This is a genomic window from Kitasatospora sp. NPDC023118 (assembly GCF_055560875.1).
The window spans coordinates 121,527-141,063 of sequence record NZ_JBVHHW010000016.1 but is presented as its reverse complement, the minus strand read 5'-3'; the positions used below and the strand labels follow the sequence as shown (position 1 = coordinate 141,063).

Sequence of the window (19,537 nt, the reverse complement as noted above, 5' to 3'; positions counted from 1 at the left end):
TGCTGTTCCGGGAGGGGCCGCCTGTTCATTACTCTCGGGTAGGTGAGCACTGGAACAGATCCCCTCGCCCCGCTGGCCCAGCTCCCCGGAGTGCCCGACGCGGTCGCCGAGGTGCGCAAGGCCGTCGACCGGCTCTACGGCCACCGGGTGATGCGCCGCCGCGCGGCCGAGGTCACCTCCGAGTCCGCGCTGCGCGGCGCCCGCGCGTCGGCGGCCGTGGCCGGAGCCGACTGGCCGCTGGAGGAGGTCCGGCGCCGCACCGACTTCGGCGCGGACGCCGAGGCCCGGACGGTCGGCGCGGCCCTGCGGATCGCCGCCGAGGCCGGCCAGCTGCTGAGCGTCTGGCGGCACTCGCCGCTGCAGGTGCTGGCACGGCTGCACCTGCTCGCGGTCGGCGACGCCGACCCGGCCGCCGGTCGGCCGCGACGGGCGGGGGAAGTCGCCGAGGAGCTGTTCCCGCTGGAGCTCAAGCCGGTGGACAGCGTCGAGGTCGACACCGCGGGCGGGCCGACGCCCGTGCTGCCGCCCGCGCCGGGCGCGGAGGAGGTCGCGGCCCGGCTGGACCAGCTCTCCCGGCTGCTGGTGGCCCGCGCGGAGGGCCACGGCGTGGGGACGCCGGCCCTGGTGGTCGCCTCGGTGGTGCACGGCGAACTGCTCGCTCTGCGGCCGTTCGGTGCATACAACGGGGTGATCGCGCGGGCCGCCCAGCGGATCGTGCTGATCGCCGAGGGGCTCGACCCGAAGTCGATCTGCCCGGCCGAGGTCGGCCTGGCGGAGCTGGGCACCGACGCCTACCGGCGGGCCCTCGCGGGCTACCGGGCGGGCACGCCCGAGGGCATGGCGGCCTGGATCGCGCACTGCGGGCGGGCGCTGCGGCTCGGCGTGCGCGAGAGCACCGCGGTCTGCGAGGCGATGCAGCGCGGGATGGTCTGAGCGGGGCGCCCGCGGGCAAGAGGATGCGGCGGCACCTGATCCTGCTGGGTGCCGCCGCTGGTGCAGATTCCGGGTGACCAAGCATGCACCGGAAGTGCCGATCAGACGGGGATCCTGCCCGTTCGTCTGGTCCGGCGGCCCGACAGCGGGTCGGCTGCATGTGGGTGCTCGGATATCTGTACGCGCGGTCCGTGGGCCTGAACTGCGTTGTCGGTTTGACCTCTTCGGTCCTGACCGGGTCTCGCGGGCCGTGCTTCATTTGTATCGCGTTTCGGCCGAAAGGGGAACCCGAAACGAGAAGTCTGTGTCGATTGCCCGTTTTGGTGGACTTTGTTCTGATCCGAGGCCTCAGGCGGCGGGGCGACGTCGGCGGGCCAGGTGCCAGATGACCCCGGCGGTCACGAGGGCCGTCCCGACCGCCACCGCGGTCAGCACCGAACCGCTCGGCGCGGAGAACTCGGGCAGCCGCCGCCGCAGTTCCACCGGACGGTCGAAGACCAGCACCGGCCACTCCCGCACTTGCGCCTCCTTGCGCAGTGCGCGGTCGGGGTTGACGGCCGAGGGGTGGCCGACCGCCTCCAGTAGCGGCAGGTCGGTGGACGAGTCGCTGTAGGCGTACGACTGGGCCAGGTCGTAGCCCTCCGTCTCGGCCAACTCCCGAATGGCGGCGGCCTTGTTCTCGGCGTAGGCGTAGTACTCGATCTCGCCGGTGTAGCAGCCGTCCTCGACGTGGAGCCGGGTGGCGATCACATGGTCCGCGCCGAGCAGCGCGCCGATCGGCTCGACCACCTCGGAGCCGGAGCTGCTGACGATCACCACGTCCCGGCCGGCCGCGTGGTGCTGCTCGATCAGCGAGGCGGCCTCGTCGTAGATGATCGGATCGATCAGGTTGTGCAGCGTCTCGGCGACGATCTCGCGGACCTGCTGGACGTTCCAGCCCCGGGTGAGCGCGGAGAGGTACTCGCGCATCTTCTCCATTTGGTCGTGGTCCGCGCCGCCGACCAGGAAGACGAACTGCGCGTACGCGCTGCGCAGTACCGCCCGACGGTTGATCAGACCGCCCTGGTAGAACGGGCGGCTGAAGGCCAGCGCGCTCGACTTGGCGATGATGGTCTTGTCGAGGTCGAAGAAGGCGGCCGTGCGCAGCCCGCTCGGCCGGGGGTGGGCGGGTGCGACCGGTTCCCCGGGCCCGGTGGTGCCGCCCTGGGACTCGTCGGCGTGGTCGTCGGCGTTCTCGGTGGTGTCCACGGGAACCGAGGATAGAGGGAGCCACAAAACACCCCGCCATTCGGCGTACTCGCGGGCGTGCGGGTTTGTGTTTCTGGCCGCTCGGGTACACCATGGAAGTCACGGATCGTTCGCGACCGTGCTAACCCGGTCCGGCTCCTCCCCCCCGAGTCGGGCTGTGGATAGACGACCCCCGCTCTCCCCCCCGGCGGGGGTCGTCGCACGTCCGGGGCCATTTCAGGGCTTGAAAGCCCTTCGCGGTGGCTTCCGTGACCGCCCGGCCGGCGGTGTACAGGGGGTGTCGACAGCTCGGTCCGTCCACCACCTTTCGTCACTCTGCGTTGCCGTTTGCTCGTGGCTCACACGGCCCGTGCGGCTGGTTCCGATCGGCTCCGCCGGAGCGTCGCGGTGGGGTGCGCGGAAGGCTGCGAGGGGGGTGTCGGGAGAGTGTTCGGCCGGGGTGCGGTGAGTGGCCGGTTCATCTCCGTGACCCCCTTTCGTCAATTCTTCGCCGATTAGCCCCCCGCCCGGGTGAACGTTTTCATCCACAACCCACGAGTTATCCACAGGCAATCGGAACGTGGATGACGGAATCCGGATCTCCCCCCACCGTGATGGTCGGCGGCGGTCGCCGGGCAGGGCCTCATCCCCTTCCTCTCCGGAGGTCTGCCGGGCGACCGTCCGCCGCAACCGTCCGAAGCGCGCCCCGCCCCTGGTGGCCGGCGGCGCAGAGGGGAGAACACCATGTCGACGCCGATCGCCGACCACCTCACCACCGAGGGCCCCGGGGCCGCCGGGCCGCTCGTCGTTACCGAGGACGAGGGCCTGGCCGAGCACCTGCTGCGGCTCTGCGCGGCGGCGGGCACCGAGCCTCGACTGATCCGCGGCGCGCCGCCGACGCGTGAGCTGTGGGAGGGCGCCCCGCTGATCCTGGTCGGGGACGACCAGGCGGAGCGCTGCGCCGGACTGGGCAGGCGCGGCGGGGTGCTGCTGCTCGGGCTGGACCTGGACGACCCCGGGGTGTGGGTCAGAGCGGTCCAACTCGGCGCTGAGCACGTGCTGTTCCTGCCCGATGCCGAGGCCTGGCTGCTCGACCGGATCGCCGACGCGGCCGAGGGCGCCGGTTCCCCGGCGGTCACCGTCGCCGTGCTCGGCGGCCGGGGCGGGGCCGGGGCCTCCACGCTGGCCTGCGCCCTGGCGGTCACGGCCGCGCGCACGGGCCGGCGGACCATACTCATCGACGGCGATCCGCTGGGCGGGGGCCTGGACATCCTGCTCGGCGGTGAGACGGCCCGCGGGCTGCGCTGGCCCGACCTGGCGGGTTCGCGCGGGCGGGTCAGCGGGGCCGAGCTGGCCCGCGCGCTGCCGGCGCTCAAACGGCTCTCCGCGCTGTCCTGCCTGTCCTGGGACCGCGGCGACACCCTGACGGTGCCGCCGGAGGCCATGCGCAGCGTGCTGGCCGCCTCCCGGCGGCGCGGCGGGCTGGTGGTGGTCGACGTGCCGCGCCATCTCGACGCGGCCGCCGGGCAGGCGCTGGAGCAGTCTGATCTGGCCCTGCTGGTGGTCCCGGCCGAACTGCGCGCCGTGGCGGCCGCCGACCGGGTCGCGGCGGCGGCCCGGATGCGGCTCGGGGACGTCCGGGCCGTGGTCCGGCCGGTGCGGGCCGGCGGGCTCCCGGCACACCGGATCGCCCGCGGGCTGCGGCTCGATCTGGCCGGGGAGTTGGAACCCGAGCCAGGCCTCGCTGAGGACGTCGAGAAGGGCGTCCCGCCCGGCATCCGGGAGAGCGGCCCGCTCGCGCGCTTCTGCGCGACCTTCCTGAACGAGGTGCTGCCGCCGGTGCCGGCGATCGGAGGAGGTGTGTACTGATGGTCCGTCTTCGCAGAACAAGCCCTCGGGGCGGTGCCCCGGGCCCGGGCGACGGTGCGCGGGAGCACCGGCCGCTCAGAAGCGTGCCGCCGCCCGGCGGACCGCCGCAGGCCGGGCACGGGTCTTGCCCGTACGGCCGGACGGCCCGCGAGGAGCGGACGGCGGAGCTGGTGGACGCGGTGCGGCTGCGGCTGGCCGAGTCGGGGGCCGACCCGACGGCGGGCTCGGTCGCGGCCGTGCTGCGGGCCACCCGGCCGCCGCTCGGCGGGGACGAGGTACTGGACACCGTGCGCTCGTTGCGCGCCGAACTGGTGGGTGCGGGCCCGCTGGACCGGCTGCTGGCGGCGCCGGACGTCACCGACGTCCTGGTGAACGGTCCGGACGAGGTGTGGGTCGACCGTGGCGGCGGCCTGCACCGCGCCACCGGAGTCCGTTTCGCCGACGCCGAGGCGGTGCGGCGGCTGGCCCATCGGCTGGCCACCGCGGCCGGGCGGCGCCTGGACGACGCCCGGCCCTGGGTGGACGCCCGACTGCCGGACGGCACCAGGCTGCACGCGGTGCTGCCGCCGATCGCGGCTGGCTGCACCCACATCTCGCTGCGGGTCTGCCGGCCTCGGCCGTTCACGCTCGACGAGCTGGTGGCGGGCGGGGCGCTGCCGCCGGAGGGCGCCGACCTGCTGGCCGGCATCGTGCGGGCCCGGCTGTCGCTGCTGGTCTCCGGTGGGACGGGCTCGGGCAAGACCACGCTGCTCGCGGCGCTGCTCGGCCTGGTCGGGCCGGACGAGCGGATCGTCGTCGCGGAGGACTCCGCCGAGCTGCGACCGGCCCATCCCCACGTGGTCCGGCTGCAGAGCAGACCGCCCAACCAGGAGGGCCTGGGCGAGTTCACCCTGCGGGACCTCGTCCGGCAGGCCCTGCGGATGCGGCCGGACCGGCTGGTGATCGGAGAGGTCCGCGGGGCCGAGGTGTCGGACCTGCTGGCCGCGCTCAACACCGGGCACGAGGGCGGCTGCGGCACCGTCCACGCCAACACGGCGGCGGACGTGCCGGTCCGGCTGGAGGCGCTGGGCTCGCTCGCCGGGCTCGACCGGCCGGCGCTGCACAGCCAACTGCGGGCCGCGCTCGACGTGGTGGTGCACCTGGGCCGGGATCCGGGCTCGGGCCGCCGCCGGGTGGCGGAGATCCACACGTTGGCCGGGGACCGCGACGGGCTGGCCGTGACCACGGCGGCGGTGGCCTTTCCGGCGACGGGCGGCCTGGTGCCCGGGGCGGGCTGGGAACGGCTCGTCGGCTTGCTAGCGGCGCGCGGGGTGGCGCTCGGAGTGTCGCCCGGGGTGGGGCCGTTGTGAGCGCGGTGAGGATCGCGGCAGCACTGTCGGCAGGCGAGGCGGCGCGGGAGTTGCGGTTGGTGGAGCTCGGGTTCGTGGTGCTGCTGACCGGATGCGCGGTGGCCGCGCTGGCACTGCTCGGGACCTGGGGCAGGAAGGGGCGATGACATGGACGGTGGTGGTGTGATGCGGAGTCAACTTGCGCTTTGCTGGACGGCGGTGTTGTTCCTGCTGGCGGCCGCCGCGTGGCGGGCCGTGCAGGAGCAGCTGCCGGGCGGGCGGCGTTCCAGACTGGTGCTGGCGGGCAGCGGGCCTCCGGTGGGTGGGCCGGGCCCGGAGGCGGCGGGGCGTGCGAGGGCCTGGCTCCCGGAGCTGCGGGCGCCCGAACTGCTGCTGCTGCCGGTGGGGTTGGCCGCCGGGCAGGCCGTCTCCTCGCCGGTGCCGGTACTCGCGACCGTGCTGGCCGTCCTGCCGCTGCGAAAGTGGCGACTGCGGCGGCGCATGGCGGCGGAGGCCGGGCGGCGGGCCGCGGCCGTGGTGGAGCTCTGCGCCGCGCTGGCCGGTGAGTTGCGCGGCGGCTCGACGCCGGAGAGGGCACTGCACCTGGTCACGGCCCGGCTCGCCGCGGACCCGGATGGGCTGCGCCGGCTCGGCGAGGAGCCGGTGGCCCGGCTGGCGGCGGGCCGCTACGGCGGGGACGTCCCCGCCGCGTTCCAGCTGCTGGCCGAACTGCCGGGCGGCAGCGGGGCGGTGGCCATCGCGGCCTGCTGGCGAGTCGCCTCCGACGGTGGGTCGGGGCTGGCCGCCGCACTGGACCGGGTGGCGGAGGCGCTGCGCGGTGAGCGGGCGCTGGCGGAGGAGATCGCCGGGGAACTGGCCGGGCCGCGGACGACGATCGCCGTCCTGGCCGCCCTACCGGGCGTGGGGCTGCTGCTGGGCGGCGCACTCGGGGCCCGTCCGCTGGACGTCCTGCTGCACACGTCGGCCGGGCTGGGCTGCCTCGTGGCGGGCGCGGCCCTGGAGGGGCTGGGTGTGCTTTGGACGGCCCGCATCGTCCGGGCGGCGGCCCGGGGAGCGCTGGAGCCTCCTCGGGGGTCCGGGGGCGCTGCTCAGGCTCCGGGGGCGAGGGAGCGCCGCGGCGGGCGTCGAGGCCTCATGTGGGCGCGGGCGCTCGGCGGGGGAGCGGGGGCGGGGTGATGTGGGGCTTCGAGTGGGCGGTGGCCGGGCTTGCTGTGGTGGCGGCAGCGGCGACCGTGGTGGCGCCGGTGCGGGGCAGGGCCAGGCGGCGGGCGTCCGCCTGGGCGTGGGAGCGGGAGGAGGCGCGGAAGCGAACACAGCCGAGAGGTCCGCGTGTTGGGACCTGGCGGCGCGTGGCGCCGGCGGTCGGCGCCGGGCTGGCGGTGGCGGTGTTGCTCGGTGGCGGTGCCGGGGCGGTCGCCGGGGTGCTGACGGCGGTGGGCGCCCATCGGTGGTCGGCCCGGGCACGGTCGCCGGCGGACCGTCGGGCGGCCCGGGAGAACGACTTGCTGACCAGGCAACTCCCGCTGGGTGCGGAGCTGTTGGCAGCCTGTCTCGGGTCGGCGGCGCTGCCCTCGGCGGCGGTGTCGGCGGTGGGTCGGAGCGTGGGCGCGCCGCTGGGGCCGCGGCTGGCGGCGATCGGGGCCGAACTGGCCCTGGGCGCGCCGCCGGAACTGTGCTGGACCCGGCTGGGCGAACAGCATCCCGCGCTGGCCCCGCTGGCGCGCTGCCTGGTCCGGACGAGCCTCGGTGGAGCCCCCGCGGCCGGTCCGCTGATCGGGCTGGCCCAGGAACAGCGGACGGCCGCCGTCCGCGCGGCCCACGCGAGGGTCCGCCGGGCCGCGGTGCTCGCCACCGCACCGCTGGGGCTCTGCTTCCTCCCGGCCTTCGTCCTGATCGGGGTGGTGCCGGTGGTGGTCGGCCTCACCAGCCGTTTCGCCCAGTCCATGTGAATGAACGCCGGCTCCGGATCGGCCGGGGTCGCGGAAGAGATCGGACAGGAGACATCGATGACCGCAGTGATCGCGATCAGGCCCGACACCGGGCGCCCGCTCCGGCAGTTGCTGGGGGCGTGGCGGCGGAAGAGCCGTTGGGCGGCCGGCCGGGCCCGCTGGCTGGCCCGCCGCCGGCGCCGGTCGGACGCCGGGATGACCACGGCCGAGTACGCCGTCGGAACGCTGGGCGCCTGCGCCCTCGCGGCCGGGCTGTACAAGGTGGTGACCAGCGCGACCATCACCGGGGCGCTGACCGAGATGCTGGAACGCGCGCTCCATGCCACGTAGGACGGCGAGCGGCGGCGCTCGGCCGTGGTCGCTGCGGCCGGTCCGACGCGGCGACGGCGGTTTCGCCACGGCGGAGACGGCGGTGGCCTTGCCCGCGCTCGTCCTGCTCGCGGCGATGCTGATCTGGGGTGTGCTCGCGGCGGCCGCGCAGATTCACTGCGTGGACGCGGCCAGGATCGGCGCCAGGGCGGCCGCGCGCGGTGAGGCGGACGCCGCCGGACTCGCCCGCGCGGCCGCCCCGCCGGGGGCGGAGGTCCGGGTCGCGGTCGCGGCGGACACGGTGCGGGTCGACGTGGACGCGCCGTGCGCGGCGCCCGGGAAGCTCGGCGGTCTGCTCGCGGTGCGGCTCGGCGCGCGGGCGGTGGCGCAGCGGGAGGACGTGTTGGGGAGTGGTTCGGGAGGAGGTGGTGGCGCGTGGCCTTCCTGAGGGGCCCTCGGCGGGCGGTGGGGAGGCTGGGGCGGGCCCGTACCGCTCGAGCCGCCGCGGTGGGCGGGCGCGGGCCGGATGCGGGCTCGGCGACGGTGTGGTTGCTCGCGCTGGCGATGCTGGGCACGGCGGTGTTCGCCGCGACGATCGCGGTCGGTGCGGTGGTCGCCGCCCGGCACAGGGCCGAGTCCGCCGCCGACCTGGCGGCCCTCGCGGCGGCGGACCGGCTGCTGCTGGAGCCGGACGGCGGCTGTGGTCGGGCCGCCGGGATCGCCGCCGCACAGGGTGCCGGCCTGGTGTCCTGCTCGGTGGACCGGTCGGCGGACGCCGTCGAGGTGGTCGCCGAGGTGGCGGTCGGCGGGCTCCCGGTGCACCTGCCGGTCGGCCCGGCGCGGGCGAGGGCCCGGGCCGGACCGGTACGGGCCCCGGTCACCGCGGCCGAGGACGGCCTCGGCGACGCCCCGGGCGGCGCGGCGGCGGTCTCATGAACCGCTCGGCGCCCCGCCCTCCGGGCCCGGCCCGGACTCCGCGCCCTCGGGGCCCGGTTCGGACCCCGCCGCCTCGCGGCTCGTTCTGGACCCCGCGCCCTCCGGGCCCGGCCCGGACTCCGCGCCCTCGGGGCCGGGGCGGGGCCCCGTGCCCTCGGGGCTCGGCCCGGACCCAGCGTCAGGTGCCCCGGCCAGCAGGACATCCAGCAGCAGGACGGCGGCCGCCTTGTCCAGCGGGTCGTTCCCGTTGCCGCACTTGGGTGACTGGACGCAGGACGGGCAGCCGCGCTCGCACTCGCAGGAGGCGATCGCCGCCCGGGTGGCGGTGAGCCACTCGACGGCCCGCTGGAAGCCGCGTTCGGCGAAGCCGGCCCCGCCCGGGTGGCCGTCGTAGACGAACACGGTGGGCAGCCCGGTGTCGGGGTGCAGCGGGACGGAGACGCCGCCGATGTCCCACCGGTCGCAGGTGGCGAACAGCGGCAGCAGGCCGATCGAGGCGTGCTCGGCGGCGTGGGCGGCACCGGGCAGCTGGTCGAGCGGGAGGTCCGCGTCGAGCAGCTGGTCCTCGGTGACGGACCACCAGACCGCGCGGGTGCGCAGCGTGCGGGGCGGGAGGTCGAGCTTGCTCTCGCCCATGATCTCCCCGGTGGAGATCCGCTTTCGGAGGTAGCCGACCACCTGGTTGACCACCTCCACCGAGCCGAAGCTGAGCCGACCCTCGCCCCAGGGGACGGTGGTGTCGGTGTCGAGGACGGAGATGGAGGTGATGTCGCGGGCGGAGGTGGTGTACGGCGGATCGGCCGGTTCGACCAGGGCGACCGAGTTCTCCAGGTCTAGCTCCCGGACCAGGTAGGTGCGGCCCTGGTGGAGGTGGACGGCCCCGGTGTGGACGGTGGTGTGGGCGGCCGCCGCGTCCACCGTGCCGAGCAGTCGGCCGGTGTCGGCCTCGACGATCTGCACCGGGCTGCCGCCGCTGCCGCGCAGATCGACGGCGTCGGCGGCGCGTTCCCGGCGGGTCCAGTACCAGGAGCCGTCGGCGCGCCGGCGCAGCAGGCCGCGCCGTTCCAGCACCGGCAGCAGCGGCGCGGTGGAGCGGCCGAACAGCTCAAGGTCGGCGTCGGTGAGCGGCAGTTCGGCGGCGGCCGCGCACAGGTGCGGGGCGAGCACGTGCGGGTTGTCGGGGTCGAGCACGGTGGCCTCGACGGGTGCGGCGAACAGCGCCTCCGGGTGGTGCACCAGGTAGGTGTCCAGCGGGTCGTCCCGGGCGATCAGGACGGCAAGCGCGCCCTGGGCCTCGCGGCCCGCCCGGCCCGCCTGCTGCCAGAGCGAGGCGCGGGTGCCGGGGTAGCCGGCCATCAGGACAGCGTCGAGGCCGGAGATGTCGACGCCGAGTTCGAGAGCGGAGGTGGAGGCGAGTCCCAGCAGCCGGCCGGAGTGCAGGGCGCGCTCCAGGGCCCGGCGTTCGTCGGCGAGGTATCCGCCGCGGTAGGCGGCCACCCGCTCGGCGAGCGGTCGGCCGAGCTGGTCCTGGGCCTGGAGGGCGACGAGTTCGGCGGCGCGGCGGGAGCGGACGAACACGACGGTCCGGGTCTGCCGCTCGACCAGGTCGGTCAGCAGGTGCGCGGCCTCGGCGGTGGCGGTGCGGCGCACCGGGGCGCCGTGCTCGCCGACGTTCTCGGTCAGCGGCGGCTCCCAGAGGCCGAAGACCATCGGCCCGCGCGGCGAGGCGTCCTCGGTGACGGCCACGGCGGGCAGGCCGGTCAGGCGCCGGGCGGTCGCGGCGGGGTCGGCGGTGGTGGCGGAGGCGAGCAGGAAGGTGGGTGACGAACCGTAACGGGCGCAGATCCGGCGCAGCCGCCGCAGCACCTGGGCGACGTGCGAGCCGAACACGCCCCGGTAGCTGTGGCACTCGTCGACGACCACGTAGCGCAGCACCTTGAGGAAGGAGGACCAGCGGGCGTGCGCGGGCAGGATGCCCCGGTGCAGCATGTCCGGGTTGGTGAGCACGTAGGAGGCGTACTGGCGGACCCACTCGCGCTCCTCGGGCGGGGTGTCGCCGTCGTACAGCGCGGCCCGGACCCTCGGCGGGGCGAGTTCGGCGGCGCGGCGACGCTGGTCGGCGGCGAGCGCTTTGGTCGGGGCCAGGTAGAGCGCGGTGGCGCCGCGGCCGTTGCGGGCCTCGGTGCCCTCCAGCAGGTCGCTGAGCACCGGCGCCAGATAGCCCAACGACTTGCCCGAGGCGGTGCCTGTGGCGATCACCACAGTCTGGCCGCTTTTGGCCAGGTTCATCGCTTCTGCCTGGTGCGCCCAGGGCTGCTCCACCCCGACGGCGAGCGCTGCGGCCACGATCTCCGGTCGGATCGACTCGGGCCACGGTGAATAACGTGCAGGTCGGGCGGGAAGGTGCTCCATATGGGTGAGCCGGTCGGATCGCCCCCGACTGGTGGACAGGGTCGTGAGCAGTGCCTCGGGCAGGCTGTGTCGGGGCGGCATGAGGACCCAGTGTGTCACCGGCGTGACGCAGAATCGTCGTAAGCCATCGTGCGGGCATGGTCGCAGGTGGTTGAATGTGGCCGTGACGGCCGTACGGCCGTGGGTCGCAGCGCTGAGGCTTGCCACGCGTTTGGCTTGGCGCGCCCGGGCTCGCGACCATGCGGTGGCGGCCGTCCGGCCGAGGATCGCACATGACGTAGCAAGGCAAGGTGCTGGAGGTTCCGTGGACCTGTCCCTGTCGACCCGCGCAGTCGGCGATCGTACGGTCGTCGAGGTTGGCGGCGAGATCGATGTGTACACCGCCCCGAAGCTGCGGGAGCAGCTGGTCGAGCTCGTCAACGACGGCAAGTACCACCTCGTCGTCGACATGGAGGGCGTTGACTTCCTCGACTCGACCGGCCTGGGTGTGCTGGTCGGCGGTCTGAAGCGGGTGCGCGCCCACGAGGGCTCGCTGCGCCTCGTCTGCAACCAGGAGCGCATCCTCAAGATTTTCCGGATCACCGGCCTGACCAAGGTCTTCCCGATCCACACCTCGGTGGAGGACGCGGTCCAGGCGACCGACTGACGCGTCCGGGCCGGTCCCAGCGGCCGGCCCGCCCGTTCCACGCGTCCGGGGCGCTGGGGCCCGCACGGGGCCCCGGTGCTTCCCGGCCGCTCAGGGGCCGACCCGTCCGGCCCACCGGGGCCGTACCTCCGGCCCCCGTCGGAGCACCCCGAAGGGGAGATATGGCAACCGTCGAACTTCGATTCAGCGCGCTTCCCGAGCACGTGCGGACGGCCCGCTTGGTCGCCGCGGCCGTCGCCAGACGGGCCGGGGTCGACGAGTCGGTGCTCGACGAGGTACGGCTCGCGGTCGGTGAGGCGTGCTCCCGCGCGGTCGGTCTGCATCAGCGCGGTGGCATCGGCGGCACGGTCCGGGTCGCGCTGACCGATCAGGAGAAGCGTTTCCTCATCGAGGTCGAGGACGAAGCCGGCCCTGCGGCCGTCCCGGCCGCCGGCGCCGACGAGGGCGGCGACCCGGACGAGGACACCCTGGGCCTCGCCGTGATCACCGGCCTGGTCGAGGACCTGGAGGTCGCCAACGGCGCCGGTGGTGCTGTGATCCGGATGAGCTGGCCGGTCCCGGTCGCCTCCGTCGCCGTCTGACGGCCCGCGCCGCTCCCGGTACCCCGGTCCCAACTCCTGGGATCCCGTTGACAAATTGTTGAGCCTGGCGGTTCGCTGCTTCCGGCACGGCCGGGTCCGATCGCTGATCGGACCTGTCGCGGAAGAGGAAGCACATGCGGATTCGCATCCTGTGGCCGGCCGGTCAGGCCACCGCCACGCTGTGGGCCACGCCCACAACCGAGGCGCTCTGGGCCGAGCTGCCGATCGAATCGACGGCGAGCACCTGGGGCGAGGAGGTCTACTTCGGCACGCCCGTCAGCGTGCCGCGCGAGGACGGTGCCCGGCAGGTGGTCGAGCCGGGCACGGTCGCGTTCTGGACTGACGGCGACAGCCTCGCCCTGCCGTACGGGCCGACGCCGATCTCGCGCGACGGCGAGTGCCGACTGGCCAGCCGCTGCAACGTCCTCGGCGCGCTCGACGGGGACGCCCAGGTGCTGGGCACCGTCCGGCCGGGCGATCCGATCCGGGTCGAGCGGGCCTGAGCGGCGGCCGGGGGCGGGAGCGGGAGCGTGGGTCGGGAGCCCGGGGCAGCCGACCGGGGCTGAGCAGCCGGGAACCGGGGCTCGGACGGCGGACGTGTAGGTTCGACGACCGAAGACGACCGAAACCGAAAGGCTTCTCCCGGTGAACAAGCGATTGCTGGCCGTACCCGCCCTCGGCGTGCTGCTCGCGTTCGGCGCCGTCGGCTGCGGCGGCGACGACAACAGCAAGCAGCTGGAATCCTGGGCGTCGAACGTCTGCGGCGCGGCCAAGGACCCGATCGCCCAGGCGCAGTCCGCGCTCGCCGACACCGGTCAGGTGAAGACCGGCGAGTCCCCGGCCGACCTGCAGAAGCGGCTCTCGACGGACATCGGGCGGCTGGCCAAGACCAACCAGGACATCGCGAGCGCCATCGACGCGGCCGGCGCGCCCAAGGTGGACAACGGTGCGGCCCTGCAGAAGGACACCGTCGACGAGCTGAAGAAGGCCGCTGACGGCTACCAGGACGTCCAGAAGAAGCTGGACGCGCTGCCCAACAACGACCAGGCGAAGTTCGCCGACGGGCTGCGCAGCGTGGCCGACCAGGTACAGCAGCTGGCCTCGCTGTCCACCCAGGCGCAGAGCAAGCTGCAGCGCGGCGAGCTCGGCGCCGCGATGGCCAAGCAGGACGGCTGCAAGCCCAGCCAGGCCACCCCGGGCGCCGGTGCGAACGGCAGCGCCAGTGGCTCCCCGGCCGCCGGGGGCGCGAGCGCGACCCCGGGCGCCGGAGCGTCCGCCACGCCCGGCGCCCCCAACGGCACCCCCACGCCCGGCGCAACGGACAGCGCGAGCCCAGCGGCCACCCCCTCCGCGGGCGCCGGCACCACCCCGGCGGCCGCCCCGTCCACCCCGGCCCCCAGCGCGAGCTGACCGAGGACGGGGAGTAGGGGCAGTAACCGCGAGGGCCGCTCGCGGGAGCGGCCCTCCGGCCCCGGCCGCCGTGTCTGCCGAGGGGCGCAGGCCGGCCTCGGATTCGGGCGGGCGCGCCCCGGGTGGGCTGGTGGGGCGGGGGCGGCGTGGGGCGGGGGACAATGGCGGGGTGATCAGTAGCCCCGTTCTCGACCCGACCCGTCTGGCCAAGCTGCGCGAGGCGCTGCTGGCCGCATCGTTCACCGCTGACGGGTGCCTGGACCTGTTGGGCCCCACCGGATACGCGGCATTGGCCCGTAGCGAGGCCGTCCCGGCACTGCGTGCGACCCGGGGCGGCAGCCCGCTGGAGACCCTGGTACGGCTGTTCCTGCTGCAGCAGCCGGTGCCGTACCAGGCGGCCGCCGCCGCGCTGCCGGTGGAGGACTGCCTGGCGGACGGCTGGCTGCGCTCCGACGGGGACCTGGTGCGGGCCACGGTGGACGTCCGCCCGTACGCCAACGAGGTGGCCGGGATGCCCAGTTCGGATGCATGGGTGGTCTCCGACCTGGGCTGCGCGGTGGGTGGCGCAGGTGGCATCGGCTCCGGGGAGACGGCCCACGGGGTGGCCCGCAAGGACCTGGTGCTGGGAGTCGGCGGCGCGTCCACGACGCTGGCCAACATCACCGTGCGCCGCCCCGTCCGGGCCGCGCTGGACCTCGGTTCGGGCTCGGGCGTGCAGGCGCTGCACGCGGCCCGGCACGCCCAGAAGGTCGTCGCCACCGATCTCAACCCGCGCGCGCTGCGGTTCACCGAGCTGACCCTCGCGCTGTCCGGTTTCGACAACACCGAGACGGCCGCCGGGAGCCTCTTCGAGCCGGTCGGGGAGCGGAAGTTCGACCTGATCGTCTCCAACCCGCCGTTCGTCATCTCGCCGGCCGGCCGGTTCACCTACCGCGACGGCGGCATGGCCGGGGACGACCTGTGCCGCAACCTGGTGCGCTCGGCCGCCGAGCACCTGGAGCCGGGCGGCTACTGCCAGTTGCTCGCCAACTGGCAGCACGTCAGGGGCGAGGACTGGCACGAGCGGCTGGCCGGCTGGGTGGCGGGCACCGGGCTGGACGCCTGGATCGTCCAGCGCGAGGTCCAGGACGTGGCCCAGTACGCCGAGTTGTGGCTGCGCGACGGCGGCGACCACCGCGGCCCCGGCGGCGACTACCAGGCCCGGTACGGCGAGTGGCTGGACGCCTTCGAGGCGGGCCGGGTCGAGGGCATCGGCATGGGCTGGATCACCCTGCGGGCGAGCGGCGCCGAGCGTCCGACCGTGCGGGTGGAGGAGTGGCCGCACCCGGTGGAGCAGCCGCTCGGCCCGCACATCGAGGAGTGGTTCGACCGGCAGGATTTCCTGCGCTCGCACGACGACGCGGGCCTGCTCGCGGCCCGCTACGTGCTGGCCGACGAGGTGGTCCAGGAGCAGGTCGGCGCGCCGGGGGCGGAGGACCCGGAGCACGTGATCCTGCGTCACAACCGGGGCATGCGGCGGGCCACCAAGGTGGACACCGTGGGTGCCGGCTTCGTCGGGGTCTGCGACGGGTCGCTGGCGGCGGGCGAGATCGTGGACGCCATCGCGCAGCTGCTGGGCGAGGACCGGGTGGTCCTGAGGGACCGGGTGCCGGCGTCGCTGCGGCTGCTGACCGAGCAGGGGTTCATCAACCCCGTTCGGTGACCTCCGTTCGGTGACCCGCTTTCGGTGACCTCCGTTCGGTGACCCGCTTTCGGTGACCTCCGTTCGGTGACCCGCTTTCGGTGACCTCCGTTCGGTGACCCGCTTTCGGTGACCGCTTCGGTGGCCTCGGTCCGGCGGCCCCCGTCCGGCCCCTGCCCGGGCCCCGTCCGGTGGAACGCTTCGCGGACGACCCCCGGTTCACCCGCCCGTACCCTCCGGTTCGTCCGGCGGCCCCCGGGCGGCCGTGCACCGTTGGTCCGGCGCTGTGAGGCTCTCCGTCCACAGGCTGTGGACAGAGCTGGGGAGCCGGGGGCCAGGGGTGGACACGACGACGGCGACGGTGGGCGGGCTGGTGTTCGCCCTCTTCGGTGGTGTGCTGCTGCTCTGGTGCGCCGCCGAAGTGCGCCTTCGCCGCCGGGTGCGCCGACGGGGGGTGCCGGCCGTGGCCACCGTCGTCACCGAGAACGAGGTGCACGGGCAGCTGGACAGCGCGCCGCTGCTCTCCTTCTCCGTGCTGCCCCCGGCCGCCGAGGGGCCCGGCGGTGGCCGGATCGCGGAGCTGGTGCTCACCCGTCCGCGCGGGCACACCCCGCTGCGCCGTCCGGAGCGCTTCGCGCCCGGCGCCTCGGTGCGGGTCTGCTACGACCCCGACCGGCCCTGCCGGGCCGTGCTGGCGGTGGGGGAGGTCAGCCGGGCGGTGGTCACCGACCTGCTGTGGAGCGCCCTGGGCGTGTGCTGCCTGGCGGCGGGCGCCGGACTGCTGGCCGCGGCCGGCCGCTGAGGTCGCAGCGGCAGCCGTACCGGACGGTTCAGCCGTACCGGACGGTCCAGCCGTACTGAACGCATCAGCCGTACCTGCCGTACCGAACGCCTCAGCCGCACCGGCCATGCCGGTGACCCTGGCGCGATCCGGGAAGCGCAATACCGGAAGTGCGGCGATTTTTCCGTTGACAGATCTTGAAATCCGTCATTCCATCCTCCGGAACCTGCCGAAGCCCCCCTCCACGGGGCGCGAACCTCCGTCATCGGGTTACCGTTCGAGTGGCGTCGGTGAGCCCGGCAAGTGAAAACGCGGGATCCGTCCGTTTGACAAGGGTGGCCGGGGTACGGTCACACTCCGCTGGTGGGGTGTCGTTCAGCGGCAGCCCGGGACGGTGGAGGGGTCGGGCGGAGCGCAGCCCGTGCTGCCAGCGCCGACCAGCCACATAAGGACCGGGAGAGAAGAGCGAAGGTGTCCCCGAGCAGCGAGACCGCGCACGGACAGCGACTCGTCATTGTCGAGTCGCCGGCCAAGGCGAAGACGATCAAGGGCTACCTGGGCCCCGGCTACATCGTCGAGGCGAGCGTCGGGCACATTCGCGACCTGCCCAGCACCGCAGCCGAGGTGCCGGACAAGTACACCGGCGAGGTGCGCCGCCTCGGGGTGGACGTCGACCACGACTTCGCACCCATCTACGTGGTCAACGCGGACAAGAAGTCCCAGGTCAGCAAGTTGAAGTCACTGCTCGCGGAGTCCGACGAGCTCTTCCTCGCCACCGATGAGGACCGCGAGGGCGAGGCCATCGCGTGGCACCTCCAGCAGGTGCTCAAGCCCAAGGTGCCGGTGCACCGGATGGTGTTCCACGAGATCACCAAGTCGGCGATCCAGGAGGCCGTGGCCAACCCGCGCGAGCTCAACCAGCGCCTGGTCGACGCCCAGGAGACCCGCCGCATCCTCGACCGGCTGTACGGCTTCGAGGTCTCGCCGGTGCTGTGGAAGAAGGTCATGCCGAAGCTGTCGGCGGGCCGGGTGCAGTCCGTCGCCACCCGTCTGGTGGTCGAGCGCGAGCGCGAGCGGATGGCGTTCCGCACCGCCTCGTACTGGGACCTGGTCGGCACCTTCGGCACCGGCCGCACCCCGGCCGACTCCGCCAACCCGGAGACCTTCGGCGCCCGGCTGGCCTCGGTGGACGGCAAGCGGATCGCCAGCGGCCGCGACTTCGGCTCGGACGGCCGACTGAAGGCCGGCAGCACCAACACCCTGCACCTGGACGAGCAGGCCGCCCGCCAGCTGGCCGCCGCCCTGGCGCAGACCGCGTTCAGCGTCCGCAGCGTCGAGTCCAAGCCCTACCGCCGCTCGCCGTACGCGCCGTTCCGCACCACCACGCTCCAGCAGGAGGCCAGCCGCAAGCTGGGCTTCGGCGCCAAGCGGACCATGCAGGTGGCTCAGAAGCTGTACGAGAACGGCTTCATCACCTATATGCGCACCGACTCCACCACGCTGTCGGACACCGCGATCGCCGCCGCCCGCGCGCAGGTCACCCAGCTCTACGGCGCCGACTACCTGCCGGACGCCCCGCGCACCTACGCCAGCAAGGTCAAGAACGCCCAGGAGGCGCACGAGGCCGTCCGCCCCTCCGGCGACCGCTTCCGCACGCCCGCCGAGACCGGCCTGACCGGCGACGACTTCAAGCTGTACGAGCTGATCTGGATGCGCACCGTCGCCTCCCAGATGAAGGACGCGGTCGGCCAGTCCGTCACCGTCCGGGTCGGCGGCGCCTCCGCCGACGGCCGGGACGTCGAGTTTTCCGCCTCCGGCAAGATCATTACCTTCCACGGCTTCCTGAAGGCCTACGTCGAGGGCGCCGACGACCCGAACGCCGAGCTCGACGACCGTGAGCGCCGGCTGCCGCAGGTCGCCCAGGGCGACCCGCTGGCCGCCGAGCGGATCACCCCGGAGGGCCACGCCACCAAGCCGCCGGCCCGCTACACCGAGGCCTCGCTGGTCAAGGAGCTAGAGGACCGGGAGATCGGCCGCCCCTCCACCTACGCGTCGATCATCGACACGATCATCCAGCGCCGGTACGTGTTCAAGAAGGGCACGGCGCTCGTCCCGTCCTTCCTCTCCTTCGCCGTGGTCAACCTGCTGGAGAAGCACTTCGGCCGGCTCGTCGACTACGACTTCACCGCCAAGATGGAGGACGACCTCGACCGGATCGCCGCCGGTGAGGCGCAGTCCGTGCCGTGGCTGAAGCGCTTCTACTTCGGCGAGGGCGAGGGCCATGTCGCGGGCGGCGCCGCCGAGGCCGGCAACGGTGACGGCGACCACCTGGGCGGCCTGAAGGAGCTGGTCACCGACCTCGGTGCGATCGACGCCCGGGAGATCAGCTCGTTCAAGGTCAGCGACGACATCACCCTGCGGGTCGGCCGCTACGGCCCGTACGTCGAGCGCGCCTCCGCCGTCGAGGGCGAGCCCGGCCAGCGCGCCGACATCCCGGACGAGCTGCCGCCGGACGAGCTGACCGTCGAGCTGGCCGAGGAGCTGCTGGCCAAGCCCAGCGGTGACTTCGAGCTCGGCCCGGACCCGGTCAGCGGCAACATGCTGGTCGCCAAGGACGGCCGCTACGGCCCCTACGTGACCGAGATCCTGCCCGAGGGCACGCCCAAGACCGGCAAGAACGCGGTCAAGCCGCGCACCGCCTCGCTGTTCAAGTCGATGTCGTTGGACAGCGTCACCCTGGAGGACGCGCTGCGGCTGCTCTCGCTGCCGCGCGTGGTCGGCACCGACGCCGAGGGCGCGGAGATCACCGCGCAGAACGGCCGCTACGGCCCGTACCTCAAGCGCGGCACCGACTCGCGTTCGCTCACCAGCGAGGACCAGCTCTTCACGATCACCCTCGACGAGGCGCTGGCGATCTACGCCCAGCCCAAGCAGCGCGGCCGGGCGGCCGCCGCGCCGCCGCTCAAGGAGCTGGGCACCGACCCGGTCAGCGAGCGCCCGGTGGTGGTCAAGGACGGCCGCTTCGGCCCGTACGTGACCGACGGCGAGACCAACGCCACGCTGCGCAAGGATGACGACGTCGAGACCATCACGCCGGAGCGCGGCTACGAGCTGCTCGCCGAGAAGCGGGCGCGCGGGCCGGTGAAGAAGGCGGCGAAGAAGGCCCCGGCCAAGAAGGCGGCGGCCAAGAAGACCACCACCACCAAGACGGCGGCGACCAAGACCGCCGCCAAGAAGACGGCCGCGAAGAAGACCACCACCGCGACCAAGGCGGTGGCGAAGAAGACGGCCGCCAAGAAGACGGCCGCAAAGACCGCGGCCGGCGGGGCCGTAGCCGGCAAGACCGCCGCCACCGACGAGGGCTGATCCTCCGACAGCCCGCCGAGAGCGGAATCGGGCCCGCGCCCCCACCCCGGGGCGCGGGCCCGAGGTCTGTGCGGGGATCGTCACAGGC

At 74.3% G+C, this 19,537-nt stretch carries 18 protein-coding genes; 16 read left to right on the top strand and 2 right to left on the bottom strand.

The genetic code is table 11. The features are described 5' to 3' along the window. The first annotated feature begins 42 nt into the window (after nt 1-42). Nucleotides 43-933 carry a Fic family protein gene (locus tag ACZ3UD_RS22110; RefSeq protein ID WP_465590165.1) on the top strand — a complete coding sequence of 297 codons (891 nt, stop codon included), beginning with the start codon at nt 43-45 and terminating at the stop codon, nt 931-933. A 348-nt stretch (nt 934-1,281) separates the two neighbouring features. Here ACZ3UD_RS22110 and ACZ3UD_RS22105 read toward each other — a convergent pair whose 3' ends face one another. Next, nucleotides 1,282-2,079 (bottom strand): HAD family hydrolase, encoded by a 798-nt coding sequence (locus tag ACZ3UD_RS22105; RefSeq protein ID WP_465590326.1) that lies wholly within the window; start codon nt 2,077-2,079, stop codon nt 1,282-1,284. A gap of 825 nt (nt 2,080-2,904) precedes the next feature. On the opposite strand from ACZ3UD_RS22105, the gene ssd reads away from it, so the two are divergent. From ssd to ACZ3UD_RS22065, 8 genes are all read left to right on the top strand, one after another. Further along, a complete protein-coding gene (gene ssd, locus ACZ3UD_RS22100) occupies nt 2,905-4,029 on the top strand; it encodes a septum site-determining protein Ssd (protein WP_465590162.1) in 1,125 nt (374 codons plus the stop codon). 83 nt (nt 4,030-4,112) lie between these two features. Beyond that, nucleotides 4,113-5,378 (top strand): TadA family conjugal transfer-associated ATPase, encoded by a 1,266-nt coding sequence (locus tag ACZ3UD_RS22095; RefSeq protein WP_465590159.1) that lies wholly within the window; start codon nt 4,113-4,115, stop codon nt 5,376-5,378. Further along, nucleotides 5,375-5,524 carry a hypothetical protein gene (locus ACZ3UD_RS22090; RefSeq protein ID WP_465590155.1) on the top strand — a complete coding sequence of 50 codons (150 nt, stop codon included), beginning with the start codon at nt 5,375-5,377 and terminating at the stop codon, nt 5,522-5,524. The genes ACZ3UD_RS22095 and ACZ3UD_RS22090 overlap by 4 nt, the downstream gene beginning before the upstream one ends. Before the next feature lie 19 nt (nt 5,525-5,543). Further along, nucleotides 5,544-6,554 carry a type II secretion system F family protein gene (locus ACZ3UD_RS22085; RefSeq protein ID WP_465590153.1) on the top strand — a complete coding sequence of 337 codons (1,011 nt, stop codon included), beginning with the start codon at nt 5,544-5,546 and terminating at the stop codon, nt 6,552-6,554. A gap of 173 nt (nt 6,555-6,727) precedes the next feature. Beyond that, nucleotides 6,728-7,327 (top strand): type II secretion system F family protein, encoded by a 600-nt coding sequence (locus ACZ3UD_RS22080; RefSeq protein ID WP_465590150.1) that lies wholly within the window; start codon nt 6,728-6,730, stop codon nt 7,325-7,327. A gap of 57 nt (nt 7,328-7,384) precedes the next feature. Further along, the gene (locus ACZ3UD_RS22075; protein WP_465590147.1) at nt 7,385-7,657 is read left to right on the top strand and encodes a DUF4244 domain-containing protein; all 273 of its coding nucleotides are present in this window, start codon (nt 7,385-7,387) and stop codon (nt 7,655-7,657) included. Next, nucleotides 7,647-8,084 carry a TadE family type IV pilus minor pilin gene (locus ACZ3UD_RS22070; protein WP_465590144.1) on the top strand — a complete coding sequence of 146 codons (438 nt, stop codon included), beginning with the start codon at nt 7,647-7,649 and terminating at the stop codon, nt 8,082-8,084. Before ACZ3UD_RS22075 ends, ACZ3UD_RS22070 begins: the two co-directional genes overlap by 11 nt. Next, nucleotides 8,072-8,572, top strand: a complete 501-nt coding sequence (locus tag ACZ3UD_RS22065; RefSeq protein ID WP_465590141.1) for an Rv3654c family TadE-like protein — start codon at nt 8,072-8,074, stop codon at nt 8,570-8,572. Before ACZ3UD_RS22070 ends, ACZ3UD_RS22065 begins: the two co-directional genes overlap by 13 nt. Here ACZ3UD_RS22065 and ACZ3UD_RS22060 read toward each other — a convergent pair. After that, on the bottom strand, nt 8,567-11,065 hold the full coding sequence (locus ACZ3UD_RS22060; protein WP_465590138.1) for a DEAD/DEAH box helicase: 2,499 nt from the start codon (nt 11,063-11,065) through the stop codon (nt 8,567-8,569). The two genes, ACZ3UD_RS22065 and ACZ3UD_RS22060, sit on opposite strands and share 6 nt — an antisense overlap. A 223-nt stretch (nt 11,066-11,288) precedes the next feature. On the opposite strand from ACZ3UD_RS22060, the gene bldG reads away from it, so the two are divergent. The 7 genes from bldG to topA all read left to right on the top strand — a co-directional run bounded on the left by bldG (nt 11,289) and on the right by topA (nt 19,449). Further along, a complete protein-coding gene (gene bldG / locus ACZ3UD_RS22055) occupies nt 11,289-11,630 on the top strand; it encodes an anti-sigma factor antagonist BldG (RefSeq protein WP_380608663.1) in 342 nt (113 codons plus the stop codon). A gap of 161 nt (nt 11,631-11,791) precedes the next feature. Continuing rightward, nucleotides 11,792-12,211: an ATP-binding protein gene (locus ACZ3UD_RS22050; RefSeq protein WP_465590135.1), complete on the top strand. Its 420-nt coding sequence runs from the start codon at nt 11,792-11,794 to the stop codon at nt 12,209-12,211. A 134-nt stretch (nt 12,212-12,345) separates the two neighbouring features. Further along, entirely contained in the window at nt 12,346-12,714 is a 369-nt protein-coding gene (locus tag ACZ3UD_RS22045) for a cyclophilin-like fold protein (RefSeq protein WP_465590131.1), read from the top strand. A 142-nt stretch (nt 12,715-12,856) separates the two neighbouring features. Next, on the top strand, nt 12,857-13,621 hold the full coding sequence (locus tag ACZ3UD_RS22040; protein ID WP_465590128.1) for a small secreted protein: 765 nt from the start codon (nt 12,857-12,859) through the stop codon (nt 13,619-13,621). Nucleotides 13,622-13,790: 169 nt separating this feature from the next. Next, on the top strand, nt 13,791-15,323 hold the full coding sequence (locus ACZ3UD_RS22035; RefSeq protein WP_465590125.1) for a DUF7059 domain-containing protein: 1,533 nt from the start codon (nt 13,791-13,793) through the stop codon (nt 15,321-15,323). A gap of 319 nt (nt 15,324-15,642) precedes the next feature. Next, entirely contained in the window at nt 15,643-16,104 is a 462-nt protein-coding gene (locus ACZ3UD_RS22030) for a hypothetical protein (protein WP_465590122.1), read from the top strand. A gap of 450 nt (nt 16,105-16,554) precedes the next feature. Next, nucleotides 16,555-19,449 carry a type I DNA topoisomerase gene (gene topA, locus ACZ3UD_RS22025; RefSeq protein WP_465590119.1) on the top strand — a complete coding sequence of 965 codons (2,895 nt, stop codon included), beginning with the start codon at nt 16,555-16,557 and terminating at the stop codon, nt 19,447-19,449. Nucleotides 19,450-19,537 lie beyond the last annotated feature (88 nt).